The sequence below is a fragment of the Brachyspira hampsonii genome (assembly GCF_002214805.1).
Taxonomy (GTDB): domain Bacteria; phylum Spirochaetota; class Brachyspiria; order Brachyspirales; family Brachyspiraceae; genus Brachyspira; species Brachyspira hampsonii.
Genome location: NZ_CP019914.1, coordinates 1,914,075 through 1,931,710 on the forward strand (window position 1 = coordinate 1,914,075; position 17,636 = coordinate 1,931,710).

A 17,636-nucleotide genomic window follows, 5' to 3' on the forward strand; every position below is an offset into this window, starting at 1 on the left:
AAAAACTTGGGTGGGCAGCTAAAATTACAGAATAAAAATAAATAGGAAATAAAGTACAAAAATGACAGTATTAAATAAAAAGCCTATAGGGTGGGATTAGAATAAATTCTAAAACTATAATTATATTAATAAGTGTGTTATTAAAAAATAGTTGAAAATAAAAAAGTTAAGTTTTAAATTTACTTAAATACCCGCCCTTTATTCTTTATTACTATATTTAGAATTTTAGTATCAATTATCTTTACAGTCTAATTAAAAATTAAAGCACCCGCCCAAGTGTTAATTAGATTTAAAAATTTATTTAACGCACGATAAATAAATCTAAATAATATAGTTTGATTATCAGTTATAATAAAATTAATTTAAATGATTTATTAAACGTGCGTTATTTGATTTATATAAAAAACCTCCGCACTTTCACAAGTACAGAGGTTTTAAGTCTTTTCATTTTTAATTTATGTAAGTTATGAAATTAAATCCTTAACGGCATCCCGTCCTGCATTAAGAGCCTTTTCATTACTTGGAAGGAAATCTTTTTTACGCTCTCCAAAAACTTTCAAAAATGCCTGCTGTACACTTTCAAAAGATACTACATTATGAAGCGTAAGCAAAGCTCCAAGCATAACCATATTTGCTGATTTAGGATTACCTATATCTCCCGCTATTTTATTTGCCTCTATATAAGCCGCTTTTATATCGTCTCTTGAGGCTTTTTTATCTATCAAGGATGAGTTTATTAAAAGTATCCCATTAGGAAGAACATCTTTTTCAAATTTGGTAAGAGAAGGAAGATTCATAATAACAGCTGCATTGGCATCATGAGAAATCATAGGTGAGCCTACAAGTTCATCACTTATAACAACAGAGCAATTAGCAGTACCGCCTCTCATCTCAGGACCATAAGAAGGACACCAAGTAACATGTTTATTTTCTATCATTCCTGCATAAGCTATCATCTGCCCCATAGACATAACACCCTGACCGCCGAATCCTGCAAAAATAATTCTTTCTGTACTCATATATTTTCTCCTTTTAACCATCATTTCTAAAATTACCAAGAGGATAATGAGGTATCATATAATCTCTTATCCACTTATGAGAATCTGTAGGAGATATTCCCCAGTTGGTAGTACAGCTTGTGAGCATCTCCACTATAGAGAAACCTTTTCCAGCAATCTGATTTTCAAAAGCCTTTTTAGTTGCTATTTTAGCCTTTCTAATATTAGCAGGACTGTCTAAAGATACTCTCTCAACAAAAGAAGCACCTTCTACAGTTGCAAGCATTTCACATACTCTTATAGGTTTGCCGGCTCTATGGAAATCTCGTCCTGCCTGAGTAGTAGTTGTTCTTTGACCTTCCAAAGTAGTAGGGGCCATCTGACCGCCTGTCATACCATAAATAGCATTATTCAAAAATATTACAGTTATATTTTCGCTTCTTGCTGCAGCATGTATTATTTCTGCAGTACCAATTGCCGCTAAATCCCCATCTCCTTGAATTGTAAATACAACACTATCTGGAATAGCCCTTTTTATACCTGTAGCAACAGCCGGAGCCCTTCCATGTGCTGCCTGCTGCATATCGCAAGAAAAATATTTATAAGCAAGTACAGAACATCCTACAGAAGCAATGCCAACAGCTTTTTCTAATACACCAAGCTCCTCTATACATTCAGCTATTATCCTCTGAGCCGTACCATGCATACAGCCCGGACAATAATGTGTCCTAGCATCGCTCAATCCCTTTGACTTTTCAAATACTATCATATTAAACCTCCTGCTAAATCCCTCACATTATCTATTATCTCATGAGAAGTAGGTACTAATCCTCCAGCCTTTCCATAGAATTTAACAGGTACTCTGCATTCTATTGCAAGTTTTATATCATCAACCATTTGCCCCATACTAAGTTCAATACTTATATACATTTTGCAATTTGGGTTATCAAATGCTTTAACCGGGAAAGGCCATAAAGTTTGGGGACGAATCATACCTACTTTTTTACCTTCTTCTCTAAACTTATCAACAACCCATCTTACAATTCTTGACATAGTACCATAAGAAACAAATATAAGTTCTGCATCATCTGTATGATATTTTTCTGCTCTTGCTTCTTTCTCTTTTATTTCATCATATTTTCTCTGTAAGTTCAGATTGTGTTCATATAATAATTCAGGCTCTAAATAAAGAGAATTAATAATATTATTTTTTTCTCTTTTGCCTCTTTTTCCGCAAGCAGCCCAAGTTTTTTCTTTTATCTCATATTTAGGCTTATACACTATATCTACAGGCTCCATCATCTGACCTATATACCCGTCAGCAGCAACATACACAGGAGTTCTATAATGATCTGCTATATCAAAGGCTTCCATTATCATATCAGCTGCTTCCTGTAAATTGGCAGGGGCTAAAACAGGACAATTATAATCACCATCTCCTCCGCCTCTAGTCATCATATTATAATCGCTTTGTGAAGGCTGTATGCTTCCAAGTCCTGGACCTCCTCTCATAACATTAAGTATTACCGCAGGAACTTCAGAACCTGCAAGATATGATATACCCTCCTGTTTTAAAGCTATACCCGGCGAAGAAGAAGATGTCATAGCTCTCACTCCGGCTCCTCCTGCCCCATAAACCATATTAATTGCAGCAACTTCACTTTCTGCCTGCACAAATGCCCCGCCTGATTCATACATAGCTTTTGACATAAATTCAGGTATCTCATTCTGCGGTGTAATAGGATACCCAAAAAAACATTTACATCCTGCAGCAATAGCCGCACTAGCCATAGCCTCATTTCCTTTCATCAATGTTCTAGCCATTATTTACTCTCCTCTTTATCTAGCCTCTCAACTGTTATGCATATATCCGGACACATCATTGCACAATTAGCACATCCTATACATTTTTCCATATCTGTAACAGCTGCTGGGTAATATCCCCAAGAATTCATATCTTCTTTATCTAAATACAGTATCTTAGTTGGACAAACAGATATGCAGTTGGAGCATCCTTTACATTGTTCTCTATCAATAGTCACTCTGCCTTTAGCCATATATCCTCCTTTATTGATATTAAACCTTATTAATATAATAATACTATAAAAACTATTGGTACAAAATATTATTTTATATTGAAAAATATTCGTATGTTAAAATTTAATCTAAAAATTAAAATAAATCAATGAATAGTATTAACTATTATTTATGAATAATATTAACTATTTATATATAGTAATTATTATATTTTTGTATATACTTATAAAAGTAATGTATTATTGGAGTTATGGTTAATGAATATAGATGATAAAAGGAATATAGAAAGATTATTTGATTTGGGCCATCATGCTTTTATCAGCAAAGATTATGAAAAATCAATAGAATATTTAAATGAAGTTATAGATATATACAATAAATATATTATTGCATATTCAGACAGCGAATTTATCATATATAGCGATTCTTATGATAATGAAGATGATGAAGAAGGTAAAAATATAAGCGATGAGGAAATAAGCAATACTCATGATACTTTAGTGGATGCGTACTATAATAGGGGACTATCATATTTTAATTTGAAAAACTATGAGGAGGCTATTAAAGATTTTGATAAAGTTATAGAATTGTCTCCAGAAAAATCTAATGCCTACTATAATAGAGGACATTCTAAATCATATTTAGGGAGATATGAAGAAGGAATTAAAGATTTTAAAAAGGTATTAGAATTTAATGAAGATGATGCTGAGGCTATATATTATATAGGATTAGGATATTTTTATTTGGGAAGATATCAGGAAGCCATAAAAAATTTTGATATAGCTTTGTTGCTAGATGATGAAATTGATGATGCTTATTATTATAGAGGACATTCTAAGAGATATCTCAATATGTATGAGGAAGCATTATCTGATTTTAATAAAATCTTAGAATTAAGATATGATGACAGTGATTCATATTATTCCAAAGCTTTGACAGAGTTTTTTTTAGGACTATATGAAGATGCTGTTAATGATTTTGATAAAGCTATTGAATTAGATGATCATTTTTCTAATGCTTATTATTTTAGGGGGCTTACTAAAAATAGTTTAGAATTATATAAAGATGCTATGGCTGATTATAAAAAGGCATTAGAATATGCTGATGAGGATAATATTATCAGCATCTATAATGATATGGGACTTCTTGAATATAAATTAGGAAATTATAAAGATGCTATTAATTATTACACTAAAATGATAGAAATGAATGATGATATATATTATTCATATTATAACAGGGCATTAGCTGAAGAATCTTTACAATTATATGAAGAAGCATTAGAGGATTATAATAAAGCTATAGAATTAAATCCTGAAGATACTTATTCATATAATAATAGAGGACTTATAAAAAATGAAATGCAGATGTATGATGAGGCATTGGAGGATTATAATAAAGCAATAGAGCTTGAGAAAAATGATGCTTATTTATACAATAACAGAGCATTATTAAAAGGAAGAATGCATTTATATAAAGAGGCTATAGAAGATTTTGATAAGGCTATTTCATTATATGACGGCGACAGTGAGTTTTATTATTATAGAGGACTTACTAGCTCATATTTAAATGAATTAGATGAAGCTTTAAAATATATAAACAAGGCTATAGAATTAGATACTAATTATATTAATGCATATAATGAAAGGGGACTTATATATTATAGAAATAGTGATTATGATTCAGCCATTAAAGATTTCAAAAAGGTAATAGAGCTTGATAATGAAAATGTATATGCTAATTATCATTTAGCTTTATCTTATGATGCTTTAGAAGAATATGAAACAGCTTTGAAATACTATACAAGAGTCATTGAACTTGAGCCGAATACTCCTGATGCATTTTATAATAGGGCTTTAGCAGAAATTGAGATGGAATTATACCATGAAGCTATAGAAGATTTTTATAAAGTAATCGATATTGATAGTACTATAATAGATGCTTATTTTAATATAGGTATATGTTATGATTCTTTAAAAGATTATCAAAAAGCTGTCGAATGCTATACTAAAGTAATTGAGACTGATAATTATTCTATTGATGCTTATTATAACAGAGGATTAAGCAAAGTAGGATTAAAACTTTATAATGAGGCTTATGAGGATTATATAAGAGCTTTGGAAATTAATCCTAAATATGCTAATGCTTATAATGGAATAGGTTTTTCAAAGACAAAGTATTCAAACAATGAATTTAAAAACGGCAGCATTCAGAGAGCTATAGATTTAATTAAAGATGCTTTACTATATTATGAAAAAGGATTGGCATTAAAAATAGATGATAATTTAAATAATGCTTCTATTTATGACAGTATGGGATACAGCACAACTAAATTAGCTAATATATATCTGTCAATGAAAGATTATGACAATGCTTATAAATATTATAATGATGCTCTATTATGTTTTAGAGAGGCTTTAAAGTTAAATAGTAAGCATGCTTTAGCCAATAACAGCATAGCATACATATATATACAATTAGATAAAATGAATAATAAGTATAATATTTTTAATAAAGATGCGTATGAATATTTTTATAATGCTTACAGTTTTTCAAAAAAAGATGATAAAAAATTAATAAAAAAATGTATTGTGTCCTTAGCTAAAGAAAAAATAAAAACTGCTGAAGAGTTTTGTATTAAAAATAACATAGAGTTTTAATATTCGTATTAAAAATATAAATTGAAATTAAATCTTATGTTAAATAAATTTAAAATTTAATCAACACTTTGGCGGGTGCCTTAATTTCTGATAGTTCTTTAAATATAAAGAAATTATCAATATCAAATTACCATTATAAAAACAAAAGGGCGGGGTATGTAAATTAAGTTTTAAACTTTAATCACATTTGCCCACCCTTTAGGCTTTCAAACATTATCAGTAATTTATAAATTATTTTTCTTTTTAATTTCACATGTTATTTTAGCTGCCCACCCAAGATTTTTTAGATTTGTTGTATTGTTACCGCACGCAAAATAGAATTAGGAATATAGATTTATTTGTAATTCAAATTTCATTATATTATAAATTTTATTAACCGTGCGTTAAATATTTTTTCAATTTATATAACACTTGGGCGGGTGCCTTAATTTCTAATAGCTCTTTAAATATAAAGAAATTAGCAATATCAAATTACCATTATAAAAACAAAAGGGCGGGTATGTAATAAAAGCTTTAAAATTTATTTTCACTCCCCACCCTATAGGTTTATTGCTTAATTATGAAATCAAAATTTTATTTGACTTTTTACTTTATTATAAATTATTAACGTCCACCCTAGTTTTAATTAGGTTTAAAACATTCAAAGCACACGCAGAAATTATTTTTTAGCATAGTCAAATTTTTATTGTTAATTAATTCTATATATTTTGTTTCTTTTACCGTGTGCTGAATTGGCATCAAATTTAAATACATTTGGGTGGGGGATAATAAATGTTATTTAATCACAAAATAATATGAAGCTAAAATTCAAAATAAAGCAATAAACTCTAAATGGCGGGGTATGTAATTAAAGTTAAAAAAAAATTAATCACATTTGCCCACCCTTTAGGCTTTTAAATATTATCATTAATTTATAAATTATTTTTCTTTTTAATTTTACATGTTATTTTAGCTGCCCACCCAAGATTTTTTATTTTATTATTCATCATCTTCATTTGATTTATTATCAATAATACCTGAAATTGTTTCTATAGCTGATTTTTTTATTAATGAAATTTTTTCTTCTAATTCAATATTATCATTTCTTATCTCATAGGCTTCTATCAACATCGGAATATTTACGCCGCTTATAATATACGAATTTTTATAAGTTTTAGACAATATATATGCTGTATTAAATGGAGTTCCTCCAAATATGTCTACAAAAAATATAATACCTTCTTCTATATCAAGAAATGATATTTTATTTTTACAATTTTCCATTAAGATTAAATTATCCATATCCATATAAAAATTAACAGCAGCAGTATTTTTCTGTTTTCCGCAAATCATTTCAACAGTTTCAAGTAATGCTTCTGCAGTTCTGCCATGCGATATAATAACTATAGCTGTACTCATAATATATTCCTTAATTATAACAAATCTTTTAAATATTTAATGCTGTCATTTGGCACCATTTGAACAGTAATTTCAACATTTTTATTTATTAAACTTTTCAATATACTCTCTTCTTCTTCTGTAATATTTACTGTAGGAGTAATTTTTCTTGTATTTTCTCTAGTTGACATATTACCTACATTAATGGATTTTACTTCTACACCATTTTCTATTAAATATTTCAAATAATATGGTGTCTTTACTACAAGCATAACTTTTTGTAATGCATATTTATCTTCTAATATATTTTTTAATGCCTTTTCTTTCGTGAGAATAGAAGTGCTTACACCAGCAGGTGCCACCATTCTTAATAAATCTTTCTGCATATCGTCATTAGCTATTTCATCGTCTATTATCATTATTCTATTGATTTGTAAATAAGGAGCCCATATTCCTGCCACCTGACCATGAATTAATCTAGAATCTATTCTTATATTAACAAAACCTTTCATATTAAATCTCCTTTTAAATTTATTAAATTATTCCAAGTGAATTTAATAAAATACTTAAAGCTATAATTATTAAAAGAACTCTTGTTGAATTCATATATTTTTTTCCTAACAGCCAATATACAAAAGCTACAGCTAAAACAGGTAGTAATTGAGGAAGCATTTTATCCAACATTTCTTCTTGAATATTAACTTTCAATTCACCTATTGTAGGTACTAACTTCAAAGTAATATTTATCACAGTAGGAATTAATGCTCCTACAACAGTCATTCCTAAAACAGTACTAGAATCAGTAAACTTTTTTAAAGTACCGCTTATTTGAGATACAACTTTTTGTCCTTTATCAAAAGCTAAATGAGCAAACCATCTAGATATTCCTATTTTTATTATACTTCCAATTAACCAAAGTACTATTCCTATAGGATTTCCCTGCAATGCCATATATGCTGCTATTGAGCCTAATACAGTGTTTATTGTAACTGTAAAAAAAGTATCTCCAACTCCTGCCAAAGGTCCCATTAATCCGGTTTTTATTGCCGGAATCATATCTTTACTTTTATATCCATTATTTGCTTCTATTGCTGTATCTGCCCCTAGAACAAATCCTCCTGTTACAACATTAGTATTAAAAAATTGAAGATGTAATTTCATCATTTCTTTAAGTTCGTTTTTATCTGTATATATTTTTTTCAGTATAGGATAGATAGTGCTGCAATAACCTAAACCTTGCATAGTTTCATAATTCCAGCAGCTTTGAGCTCTTGTGATCCATCTGAAAAAGACTTTATCCATATCTTTTTTTGTAATATTATATTTATTCATCTTCATTATCCCCTTCATAATTAGTTTCATATATTTTATTTTCATTCATTAAGAATTTATTGCTGTTCTGATAATTAATAATTGCAAATGCTATTCCTATAAGTGCTATTGAGAGCATAGGAAGCTTTAAATATGCTGCTAATACAAATCCAAGAATAAGATAAGCTATAAAATTTTTAACAGGCAAATATTTTAATAATATAGCTATTCCAACAGCAGGCAATACTCCTCCTGCAGCTTTTAATCCATTTAAAAGCCATTGAGGAGAATACTGCAATATAGTATTTACAAAATCAACACCAAAATAAAGTGCCAAAAAAACAGGCAGCCCTCTTGAAATACCCCAATTTACCATTCCCAAATGATTATATAAATTAATTTTTTCATATTTCTCATCTTGTAAAGCTTTTTCTGCCTTTTTCATAATAAATACATTGGCAAATCTAGCTAAAATATCCAATTGTGTCATAAGAAGTCCTATAGGAACTCCCAATCCTATAGCAAACTGCATATCTTGTCCTGTTATTATTGCTAAAGGTGCCGCTATTAATGCAGCAGTTGAATAGTCAGGTATGCTTGCTCCTCCAAAACTTCCAACTCCTAAGATTAAAAGCTGGAGCGTAGCTCCTATAAGAAGACCTGTAGCCATATCCCCCATGACAATACCAGCAAAGCAGCCTGCCATCAATGGTTTACCCAATTCAAGTTTTAAATTTAAATTATCATAAATAGTTAAAACTGAGTATAAAGTGAGAAGTATAATTTGCCATAAACTAATTTCCACAATATTCCCCCCTTTTTATAATGATTATTTTTTATTTATCTTTTTAATAAATTTTTTATATCAAGATATGTCTGATTAGTAGATATAATAAAGTCGCTTCTTTTGGCAAACAGCAATTCATTACCATTAAAATCTGATACATGTAAATTTAATTCTTTTGCTATTAATAATAAAGGAGCAAAATCCCAAGGTCCTAAATTTGGACATATAAAAGCACCAAAATGTCCTCTTGCCACTTTAAATCCGTCAAGTCCAGCACAACCTATATATCTCAAATCAAAACCATTATTAATAACTGTTTTTAATAATTCACTTTTCCACATTTTTCTAACATCAATAGATATTAAAGCTTCTTCAAGTGCTATATTTTCAGGTTCTTTTATTCTTATATCATTTATGAAAACCCCTTCTCCATCTATAGCATGTATTAATTCATTTTTTTTAATATCAAATATATAGCCAAGTTTTGGAATTTTATTTTGAAAAAAAGCTATTAAAATACAATAATCTGTTTCTTGTTTTATGAAATTGGCTGTAGCATCAATAGGATCTATAATCCAAACATTTTCATTTTTTTCTAAATTGTTATCTTTTTTAAATGTTTCTTCTCCTAAAATATAGTGATCTTTAAAATTTTCATTTAATTTACTAGATATAAAATCTTCTGTTTGTTTATCTATAATTGTTACTAAATCTCTTCTATTAGTCTTTGTATCAATATCATTTTTATTTAATTTTGATGATATAATTTTTTCTCTTATTTCTTTTAGTATCCCTATAACTATATTATGGCAGTATAATAAATCATTCATACAATTATTCTCCCTATACAATTTTATATATAATCTAATGTATGATATCCATTGATAGCTATATTCTCAAAAGTTTTCCAAGTTTCAATTGCCATTTTTAAACCTAATTTTTTATCTTCTATAGGCCATCTAAAGAATTCAAAAGTTGCTGTTCCTTTATAACCTATTTCTCTTAAAGTATTAATTACAGAAACCCAATCTATATTTCCAAAACCAATAGGTAAATGAGCATCTCTGTCTCCTAAATTATCGCTAAGATGTAATTCAAATAATTTATCTTTCATTAATCTTATTGTTTCAGATATATTTATACCATCATAATTTCCATGTCCTACATCTAAACAAAAACCTACATTTTCCATATTAACCGTATTTACTAAATCTATTAAATCATCTATTTTGCTGTATATTCTTCCCTTAAAAATATTTTCTACAGCTATTTTTATTCCATAAGTATTTGCAAACTCCCCGAAATATCTTATATTTTCAGCTACTTTTTCTTTTACTCGTTCAGATCCTAAAATTTCTACGGCTTTCTGATAATTAGGTAAATTCTTTGCAAAACCGCCTTCACCAAAAACTCCAGGATGCATCACTATACTTACAGGTTTTAGATTTCTTACTAATTCTATATAATTTTTCATTTGTTCAATATTCTTACTATTTATTTTTTCATCTAAATCAAAAATTGAACCATTATAATGCAAAGAAGATAACTTTATATATCTGTATTTATTTAAATGTCTTTCTATTGATTTAACTATTTCTTTTTCTCCGGAAAAATCCGTATAAATATTCGAATGAGTCCATGTATTAAACCAGTTAATATCTAATTCTCTAAGCATATCAAAACTTTCAGAAATTTTTGTTTCAGAAAAAATTTGATCTTCATCTTTAATTGAGTTATTATTTTTTGCATTTTCATCTTTATATTCTTTAAAATACAGATGAGCCGATATATCAAAACATTTTTTCATTTTTTATTCCTCAAATTATAATTTATCTTCATTAGTAAATAATGACATGTTTCTTACTAATTCAAGTCTTTTATTTATGTCTTTTTTTATTGTACCCAAAAACAAAATATCAACGATAGAAAAAAATACGATTCTTGAACTCATAGCTGATGTTCTTAAATCTGTTTCATTTGAAATTATTTCTATAACTATATCTGCTATTTCGCTTTGGGGACTTGATATGTTTTTTGTTATCAAAGCAACTTTGGCATCATTTTCTTTTGCTGTTTTTAATATGTTTAAAATTTTCTTAGTTTTTCCGCTGTAGGAAAATACTATAAATAGATCATTAGGTTTTGCTGAAAATGCTGCTGCCTGAATAGAATCTGTATCTTGATACCAAATTGCTGTTATACCTATTTTCATGAGTTTACTTGATAAATCAAATGCTGGTAATGAAGATGCACCTAAGCCTGCTAAAAATATTCTGTTAGATGAATCTATTGCATCTATACATTCTTTTACAGATTCAAGTTTTAACTGATCCAAAGTTCTACTTAAAGATGTAATGGATTCTGATATTATTGCTCTTGAAACTTTTTCTAATGAATCTGTTAAAGAAATATTATCATGATTTAGTGCTCTTTCCTGATTATTTATAATATCATATTCCTTAATTAGTAAAATCTTAAATTCTGTAAAACCAACTCCACATGTTTTTTTTATAAATTTCATTATTGCTGATTGGCTTACTCCTAATTCTTTTGCTAAATCAAAAGAACTATAACTTATTATGTTCTCTTTTAATTTTAAAATATATTCAGATATTAATTTTTCTGTTTTTGTATATGATAATTCTTTTTTGGATATTTCAGATAGTATACTGTTCATAAAATTCCTTATACTTAATAAGTATTTTTATACTTAATTTTAGACTTTTTAAGTACATATTTATTATAGTAAATTATGATTTTAAAGTCAACATATTTATGATTTTTTTATAAAAAAATAGGTATTCCTTTTATTTTGGAATACCTATAATATTATATCTTTAATTAATTACATAGCTTCTGCTTCATTAGAACCGGTATTATCATTAGAATTGAATTTATCCATATCCACTTCTTTACAAATTTTTCCTGTAACGGCAGCAGTAACCATACCATCATTAACATTAAGCATAGTTCTGCCCATATCAATAAGAGGCTCTATTCCTAAAAGTATAGCCACAAGTCCTACAGGAAAACCTAAAGCAGAAAGCGTAATCAAAGCAGCATTTGTAGCCCCTCCTCCAACTCCGGCAATACCAAAACTTCCTATAGCAATTATAACAACAGCTTTTATCAAGAAAGCAGGCTCAAGAGGATTAATACCTAAAGTAGGAGCTATCATAGCAGCAACCATTGCAGGATAAATACCAGCACATCCATTTTGCCCTATAGTTACAGCAAGCGAAGCTGATAAATTAGAAACTCCTTCAGATATTCCCATCTTATCTTTTAAAGTAGAAACAGTTAAAGGTAAAGTACCAGCACTTGTTCTTGATGAAAAAGCAAATGTTAAAACTGTAAAAGCCTTAGTATAATATTTGAAAGGATTATATCCAAATATAATAAGTATTATACTATGAACTATAAGCATGATAATTATAGCTATATAAGATGCTAGAAGGAATTGTCCTAACTGAGCAAATGCATTCAAATCACTAGTAGCCATAAATTTAGCCATAAGAGCAAGCACGCCATAAGGAGTTAATTTCATAACGAATGCTACTATTTTCATCACAACATCATGCAAAGCCTGCATAATATTCAAGAAAAACTCAAAAATTTCAGGTTTTTTCTTTCTAAGTCCTAAAGCAGAAGAACCTACTAAAGCTGCAAAAAATACAACTGAAAGTGTAGGAGAGCCTCCCATACCAGCTAATGCTGCAAATGGATTTGTAGGTATAATATCTAATAATTGCTGCGGAACTGGTCTTGAAGAAAACTGCTCTAATTTACCTTCATAGTTAGAAGCACCCTGAGAAATATCTCCTACTATAGATTGAAGTTTTGAAGCATCTAAACCAAATCCCTTAGCTGTTAAAAATCCTACTAAAGCTGATATTGCTGTTGTTATCATTAGTACTGCTATGATTATCATAGTCATTTTACCTAAATTATTGCTGTTTCCTTTTATATTAAGTAAAGCCATAGTTATAGAAACAAAAATTAAAGGCATAACTAACATTTGAAGCAGTCTTACATAACCATTACCAACTACATTATACCAAACAATACTTTGATTTACTATTTCCATATTTGAGGAATAAATTGTTCTAAGTATAAATCCCAAAGCCAACCCTAAAACTAAAGCAGTTAATACTCTGATTGTGAAATTCAGATGTTTTTTCTGCATAAAATACAATAAGCCTATTAAAGCTAATAGTATTATAATGTTAATTACAACATAAAGTCCCATATATAATTACTTCCTTTTAATATTTTAATGCCTTATAATATAATACAGTTTTGAAAAAATTGATAGTCTTGTAATCAAGCCTCCTTAACGCACGGTGAACTTATTTTTTTAATATAAAAAAATTAAGATTTTTAATTATCATAAGTTTTAAGTATTATTCTGCGTGCGGTATATACTCCAAAAATTTAAATAAATCTTGGGTGGGCATCCAGAATAATAGGTTAAAACTAAAAAGAAAAATAATTAAAAAATGACAGAATAAATTAAAAGCCTAAAGGGCGGGCAAATGTAAATAAAGTTTAAAACTTAATACATACCCGCTCAATTTATTATTTTTTTAATCAAATAATATACAAAGTTTTTATTATATTTTGAATTTAATTAGAATATATGCTTATTATTTTTAATATTACCTCTGTCATTTTTTCTAAAGACTGAATAGGGATATATTCAAATCTGCTGTGAAAATTTTCTCCTCCAGCTGATAAATTTGGACAAGGCAATCCTCTAAAAGACAATCTAGCCCCATCAGTACCGCCTCTAATAGGTCTAATCTTATCATTTATACCGCATTCATTAAAAGCCTTTTTTGCATTATCTATTAAATGCATGTGAGGAAGTATTTTTTCTTTCATATTTAAGTAGCTATCTTTTATATTATAAATAAATGTATTGTCTCCGTATTTTTTATTTAGAAAACCGCAAATATCTTTTATGAATTCTTTTTTATGATTGAACTTCTCTAAATCATGATCTCTTATAATATATTCAAGTTCTGCTTTTTCTTCAGTACCTTCTATATATGATAAATGATAAAAACCTTCATACTTTTCTGTATACTGAGGTTTTTGTTCTGCTGGAAGCATAGAATTAAATTCCATTGCAAATAGAATAGCATTTTTCATTTTATTTTTAGAATATCCAGGATGAACATTTACTCTATTAACTGTTATTTTACAAGAAGCAGCATTAAAATTCTCATACTCTATTTCTCCAATCTCTCCTCCATCTATAGTATAGGCAAAATCTGCATTAAACTTTTCAATATCAAAATATTCTATACCTTCTCCTATTTCCTCATCCGGAGTGAAAGCTATTTTTATTTCTCCATGCTCTATATTTTTATCATTCATTAAAATTTCAGCCGCAGTCATAATTTCTGCAATACCGGCTTTGTCGTCAGCACCTAAAAGAGTAGTTCCATCTGTTACTATTAAATCATTACCTATATATTTATTTAAATTATCAAATTCTATTCTACTTAAAACTATATTTTTTTCTTTGTTTAAAACGATATCTTTACCATCATAATTTTTGATAATGTTAGTTTTTATATTTTCTCCAATGGCATCTTCATTGGTATCTAAATGAGCAATGAATCCTAATTTAGGCTTATCCTCTTTTCCTTTGGATGCAGGTATTGAAGCATATACAAAAGATTTGTCATCAAGATAAACGCTATCAATACCAATTCTTTTTAATTCATTAACTAAATATTCAGCAAATACTCTTTGTCCTTCTGTACTTGGAGTTTGATTTTCATTTCTGCTGTTTGAAGTAGTATTAAAAGATGTGTATTTTATAAATCTCTCATAAGTTTTCATATAATATTCCTTAAAAATAATACCTATATGTTAACAAAATTATTTAATAATTCAATACATAATTTTTGACTTTATTTATATACCCCGCCCTTTAAAATTTTTTATTTAATTTACACATTTTAACATTAATTAAATTTATTGTTTTATTAGAAATTTAGCCCCCGCCCAAGTGTTATTTAAATTAAATCTTATTATATTTTATGGTTGAAATTATATTTTTACTTAATATACATTTATAATATTATTCTGCGTGCAGTGTATTATTTAAAAAAATAAAAAAATAACGGCTGCTAATACTATTAACAACCGTTATCTTTATTCTATTTTTTAAGCTCTAACTATTATAGAACAGGGCTTTCATGCATAGCTTTTAAGCGATACCATCTTCTATCAACTTCTTTTTGGAATGCATCAAGTAAGTCTTGATGTTTAAGAAGGTGTTTAGTTTTACCCATCATTTTAAGCCATTCGCTAACAGGCTGTTTTTTATCATCAGCTACCATATTAGTAATAGTAGTGATACCATGTTCAATTTCATACAATGGGAAGAAACAGCAGTCAACAGCAGCTTTAATAACATCTTTACCCATATCATCAGGAGATTTCCAGTTTAATGGACAAGCGATAAGAAGTTTAACAAAAGCAGTACCATGATGATTAGCGTACCATTGAGCTTTAGCAGCTTTTTTAACCAAATCTAATGGATAAGATTCACATCCAGTAGCAACATAAGGTATATGACAACCAGCAAATATTTGAGCTACATCTTTGTGATTGAATTGTTTACCCACTTCAGCTTTACCAACATTAGAAGTAGAAGTTCTATGTCCTATAGGAGTAGAGAATGATAATTGGTTACCAGTGTTCATGTATCCTTCATTATCATATTCTAATATAATCATTTTATGATTTCTAATAGCAGCACCAATAGAAGGTCCCATACCTATGTCATGACCGCCGTCACCAGTAATCATTATGAAAGTAGGATCTTCAGGTCCTTCGATTTCTCCTCTTCTTTTTCTTTCATGATACATTTCTACGATACCAGAAAGAGTAGCAGCACCGTTTTGGAATAAGTTGTGAACATAAGTAGTTCTGTAAGAGCTGTAAGGATAACCTGTAGTAACAACCATAGAACAACCAGTATGTACTAAAAGAACAACTTCGCCTTCTATACCTTTCATGAAAGTATTGATACCAGAGAAGATACCGCATCCGTTACAAGCACCATGACCTTGAGCATAACGATAAGCTTTACCAGTTAATTCTCTAAGAGGAGGCGTTTTAACTTCAAGTTTATGAGTTTGTTCATTCATAGTAACAGTGATGCCTGATTTTTGGCTTTCTAAAGTAAGAGGTTCATGTATAGGTTTCATTTTAACATTAGGATCACCCATATATTGTTCTAAGTAAGAGTGTTTTTCTACAGAACCAGGTTTAGCTAATTCTTTTAAACCTAAATCAAATAATTCTTTAGCTTTTTCCAAAGTAAACTCAGTACCGCCAAGACCGTAAACTCTGCTAACAATAGAAGATTTGTTATTAGGATCATTTTTAAGAGCAGCTCTGATTTCAGTGGACATATTACCGCCCATACCAGAGTATGAATCTTGTCTGTCGCCTACTACTACAACTTTAACATTAGCTAATAATTTTTGTAATTCTTTTTCAGGGAAAGGACGAATTTGAGTGATAGCAAAAGCACCTATTTTAAGATTAGGATTAGCTTTTCTCATTTCATCAACGGCTAAAGTACCAGTTTCATAAGCAGAACCGCAAAGCATTAAAGCTACTTCAGCTCCTTCCATATTGTAAGTTTCTATAGGATGATATTTTCTTCCAGAGAAAGAAGCAAATTCTTCAAATACATCTAATATAATAGCACGGGAATCTTCTAATGCTTGAGAAAGCTGTAATTTACTTCCTGTTAATTCATCTTCATTCATGTAAGGTCCGATTGTAACAGGATTTTTTCCTGGTTCAACAGAAGTAACTTCAGGAGTATATTTACCTAAGAAATCCTGAACATCTTTATCATTTTTGAAGAGGTGAATTTTTTTCTTTTGGTGAGAAGTGAAGAAACCGTCAGAAGAAACTATAATAGGTAATTTAGCTCTTTCAGCGATTTTTAAAGCAAAGATATTGAAGTCATAAACCATCTGAGTAGTGTGAGCCATAATGATAATCCAACCAGTGTTAAGAGCCATCATTATATCAGATTGGTCGCATTTAATATCTAATGGACCAGAAACAGTTCTGTTTACAACATTTAATACCATAGGGAATCTAGTACCAGATTGTACAGGTAATTGTTCCATAGCAAAAAGAAGACCGTTAGCAGAAGTAGCATTGAATACTCTGCCGCCTGCAGTAGTAGCACCGTAACATATACCAGCTGCACCATGTTCACCATCACCAGGGATCATGCAAACAGTATGTCTTCCATTAGCTTTCATTTCGTCCAAGTACTCAGCAATTTGAGTAGAAGGAGTAATTGGGTAATAACCCATAACGTGATAATTGATTTGAGCGGCTGCAATGGCTGCTAATTCATTACCACTTTCAAGTATGTTTTCTTGTTCTGCAAGATTATATTTGTTAGCCATTTATACG

The 17,636-nt window shown here is 29.1% G+C and carries 15 protein-coding genes; 1 reads left to right on the forward strand and 14 read right to left on the reverse strand.

Annotated features, from left to right (window positions below; all coding sequences use genetic code 11):
• Positions 1-464: 464 nt before the first annotated feature.
• Genes BHAMNSH16_RS08350 through BHAMNSH16_RS08365 form a run of 4 tightly spaced genes read right to left on the reverse strand, consistent with a single transcriptional unit; the run spans position 465 to position 3,055 of the window.
• Entirely contained in the window at positions 465-1,019 is a 555-nt protein-coding gene (locus BHAMNSH16_RS08350; protein ID WP_008727970.1) for a 2-oxoacid:acceptor oxidoreductase family protein, read from the reverse strand.
• Between the two features lie 13 nt (positions 1,020-1,032).
• On the reverse strand, positions 1,033-1,767 hold the full coding sequence (locus BHAMNSH16_RS08355) for a thiamine pyrophosphate-dependent enzyme (RefSeq protein ID WP_008727971.1): 735 nt from the start codon (positions 1,765-1,767) through the stop codon (positions 1,033-1,035).
• On the reverse strand, positions 1,764-2,822 hold the full coding sequence (gene vorB, locus BHAMNSH16_RS08360; protein WP_008727972.1) for a 3-methyl-2-oxobutanoate dehydrogenase subunit VorB: 1,059 nt from the start codon (positions 2,820-2,822) through the stop codon (positions 1,764-1,766). The genes BHAMNSH16_RS08355 and vorB overlap by 4 nt, the downstream gene beginning before the upstream one ends.
• A complete protein-coding gene (locus BHAMNSH16_RS08365; RefSeq protein WP_008727973.1) occupies positions 2,822-3,055 on the reverse strand; it encodes a 4Fe-4S dicluster domain-containing protein in 234 nt (77 codons plus the stop codon). Before BHAMNSH16_RS08365 ends, vorB begins: the two co-directional genes overlap by 1 nt.
• A 237-nt stretch (positions 3,056-3,292) precedes the next feature.
• Here BHAMNSH16_RS08365 and BHAMNSH16_RS08370 point away from each other — a divergent pair, with 237 nt between their 5' ends.
• Positions 3,293-5,695 (forward strand): tetratricopeptide repeat protein, encoded by a 2,403-nt coding sequence (locus tag BHAMNSH16_RS08370; protein ID WP_069732281.1) that lies wholly within the window; start codon positions 3,293-3,295, stop codon positions 5,693-5,695.
• Between the two features lie 978 nt (positions 5,696-6,673).
• Here the strand turns inward: BHAMNSH16_RS08370 and BHAMNSH16_RS08375 are convergent.
• The 10 genes from BHAMNSH16_RS08375 to BHAMNSH16_RS08420 all read right to left on the reverse strand — a co-directional run bounded on the left by BHAMNSH16_RS08375 (position 6,674) and on the right by BHAMNSH16_RS08420 (position 17,629).
• Entirely contained in the window at positions 6,674-7,093 is a 420-nt protein-coding gene (locus BHAMNSH16_RS08375; protein ID WP_069732282.1) for a PTS sugar transporter subunit IIA, read from the reverse strand.
• Between the two features lie 14 nt (positions 7,094-7,107).
• The gene (locus BHAMNSH16_RS08380) at positions 7,108-7,584 is read right to left on the reverse strand and encodes a PTS sugar transporter subunit IIB (protein WP_008729845.1); all 477 of its coding nucleotides are present in this window, start codon (positions 7,582-7,584) and stop codon (positions 7,108-7,110) included.
• 22 nt (positions 7,585-7,606) lie between these two features.
• Positions 7,607-8,404, reverse strand: coding sequence for a PTS system mannose/fructose/sorbose family transporter subunit IID (locus BHAMNSH16_RS08385; RefSeq protein WP_008729844.1), 798 nt, complete (start codon positions 8,402-8,404; stop codon positions 7,607-7,609).
• On the reverse strand, positions 8,397-9,188 hold the full coding sequence (locus tag BHAMNSH16_RS08390; RefSeq protein ID WP_008729843.1) for a PTS mannose/fructose/sorbose/N-acetylgalactosamine transporter subunit IIC: 792 nt from the start codon (positions 9,186-9,188) through the stop codon (positions 8,397-8,399). Before BHAMNSH16_RS08390 ends, BHAMNSH16_RS08385 begins: the two co-directional genes overlap by 8 nt.
• Positions 9,189-9,223: 35 nt before the next feature.
• A complete protein-coding gene (locus BHAMNSH16_RS08395) occupies positions 9,224-10,000 on the reverse strand; it encodes an inositol monophosphatase family protein (protein ID WP_008729840.1) in 777 nt (258 codons plus the stop codon).
• 23 nt (positions 10,001-10,023) lie between these two features.
• Complete coding sequence (locus BHAMNSH16_RS08400; RefSeq protein ID WP_008729839.1) at positions 10,024-10,977, reverse strand: sugar phosphate isomerase/epimerase family protein; 954 nt, start codon at positions 10,975-10,977, stop codon at positions 10,024-10,026.
• Positions 10,978-10,992: 15 nt separating this feature from the next.
• Positions 10,993-11,847, reverse strand: coding sequence for a MurR/RpiR family transcriptional regulator (locus BHAMNSH16_RS08405; RefSeq protein WP_069732283.1), 855 nt, complete (start codon positions 11,845-11,847; stop codon positions 10,993-10,995).
• A gap of 168 nt (positions 11,848-12,015) precedes the next feature.
• Positions 12,016-13,419, reverse strand: a complete 1,404-nt coding sequence (locus BHAMNSH16_RS08410; protein ID WP_008729834.1) for an L-cystine transporter — start codon at positions 13,417-13,419, stop codon at positions 12,016-12,018.
• Positions 13,420-13,796: 377 nt separating this feature from the next.
• On the reverse strand, positions 13,797-15,023 hold the full coding sequence (gene pepT, locus BHAMNSH16_RS08415; protein WP_008729832.1) for a peptidase T: 1,227 nt from the start codon (positions 15,021-15,023) through the stop codon (positions 13,797-13,799).
• A 341-nt stretch (positions 15,024-15,364) separates the two neighbouring features.
• Entirely contained in the window at positions 15,365-17,629 is a 2,265-nt protein-coding gene (locus tag BHAMNSH16_RS08420) for a thiamine pyrophosphate-dependent enzyme (RefSeq protein ID WP_008729830.1), read from the reverse strand.
• Positions 17,630-17,636: the final 7 nt, after the last annotated feature.

Coding starts and splice junctions, on each gene's coding strand:
- BHAMNSH16_RS08350 (WP_008727970.1), bottom strand. CDS start 1,019: ATGAGTACAGAAAGAATTATTTTTGCAGGATTCGGCGGTCAGGGTGTT.
- BHAMNSH16_RS08355 (WP_008727971.1), bottom strand. CDS start 1,767: ATGATAGTATTTGAAAAGTCAAAGGGATTGAGCGATGCTAGGACACAT.
- vorB (WP_008727972.1), bottom strand. CDS start 2,822: ATGGCTAGAACATTGATGAAAGGAAATGAGGCTATGGCTAGTGCGGCT.
- BHAMNSH16_RS08365 (WP_008727973.1), bottom strand. CDS start 3,055: ATGGCTAAAGGCAGAGTGACTATTGATAGAGAACAATGTAAAGGATGC.
- BHAMNSH16_RS08370 (WP_069732281.1), top strand. CDS start 3,293: ATGAATATAGATGATAAAAGGAATATAGAAAGATTATTTGATTTGGGC.
- BHAMNSH16_RS08375 (WP_069732282.1), bottom strand. CDS start 7,093: ATGAGTACAGCTATAGTTATTATATCGCATGGCAGAACTGCAGAAGCA.
- BHAMNSH16_RS08380 (WP_008729845.1), bottom strand. CDS start 7,584: ATGAAAGGTTTTGTTAATATAAGAATAGATTCTAGATTAATTCATGGT.
- BHAMNSH16_RS08385 (WP_008729844.1), bottom strand. CDS start 8,404: ATGAATAAATATAATATTACAAAAAAAGATATGGATAAAGTCTTTTTC.
- BHAMNSH16_RS08395 (WP_008729840.1), bottom strand. CDS start 10,000: ATGAATGATTTATTATACTGCCATAATATAGTTATAGGGATACTAAAA.
- BHAMNSH16_RS08400 (WP_008729839.1), bottom strand. CDS start 10,977: ATGAAAAAATGTTTTGATATATCGGCTCATCTGTATTTTAAAGAATAT.
- BHAMNSH16_RS08405 (WP_069732283.1), bottom strand. CDS start 11,847: ATGAACAGTATACTATCTGAAATATCCAAAAAAGAATTATCATATACA.
- BHAMNSH16_RS08410 (WP_008729834.1), bottom strand. CDS start 13,419: ATGGGACTTTATGTTGTAATTAACATTATAATACTATTAGCTTTAATA.
- pepT (WP_008729832.1), bottom strand. CDS start 15,023: ATGAAAACTTATGAGAGATTTATAAAATACACATCTTTTAATACTACT.
- BHAMNSH16_RS08420 (WP_008729830.1), bottom strand. CDS start 17,629: ATGGCTAACAAATATAATCTTGCAGAACAAGAAAACATACTTGAAAGT.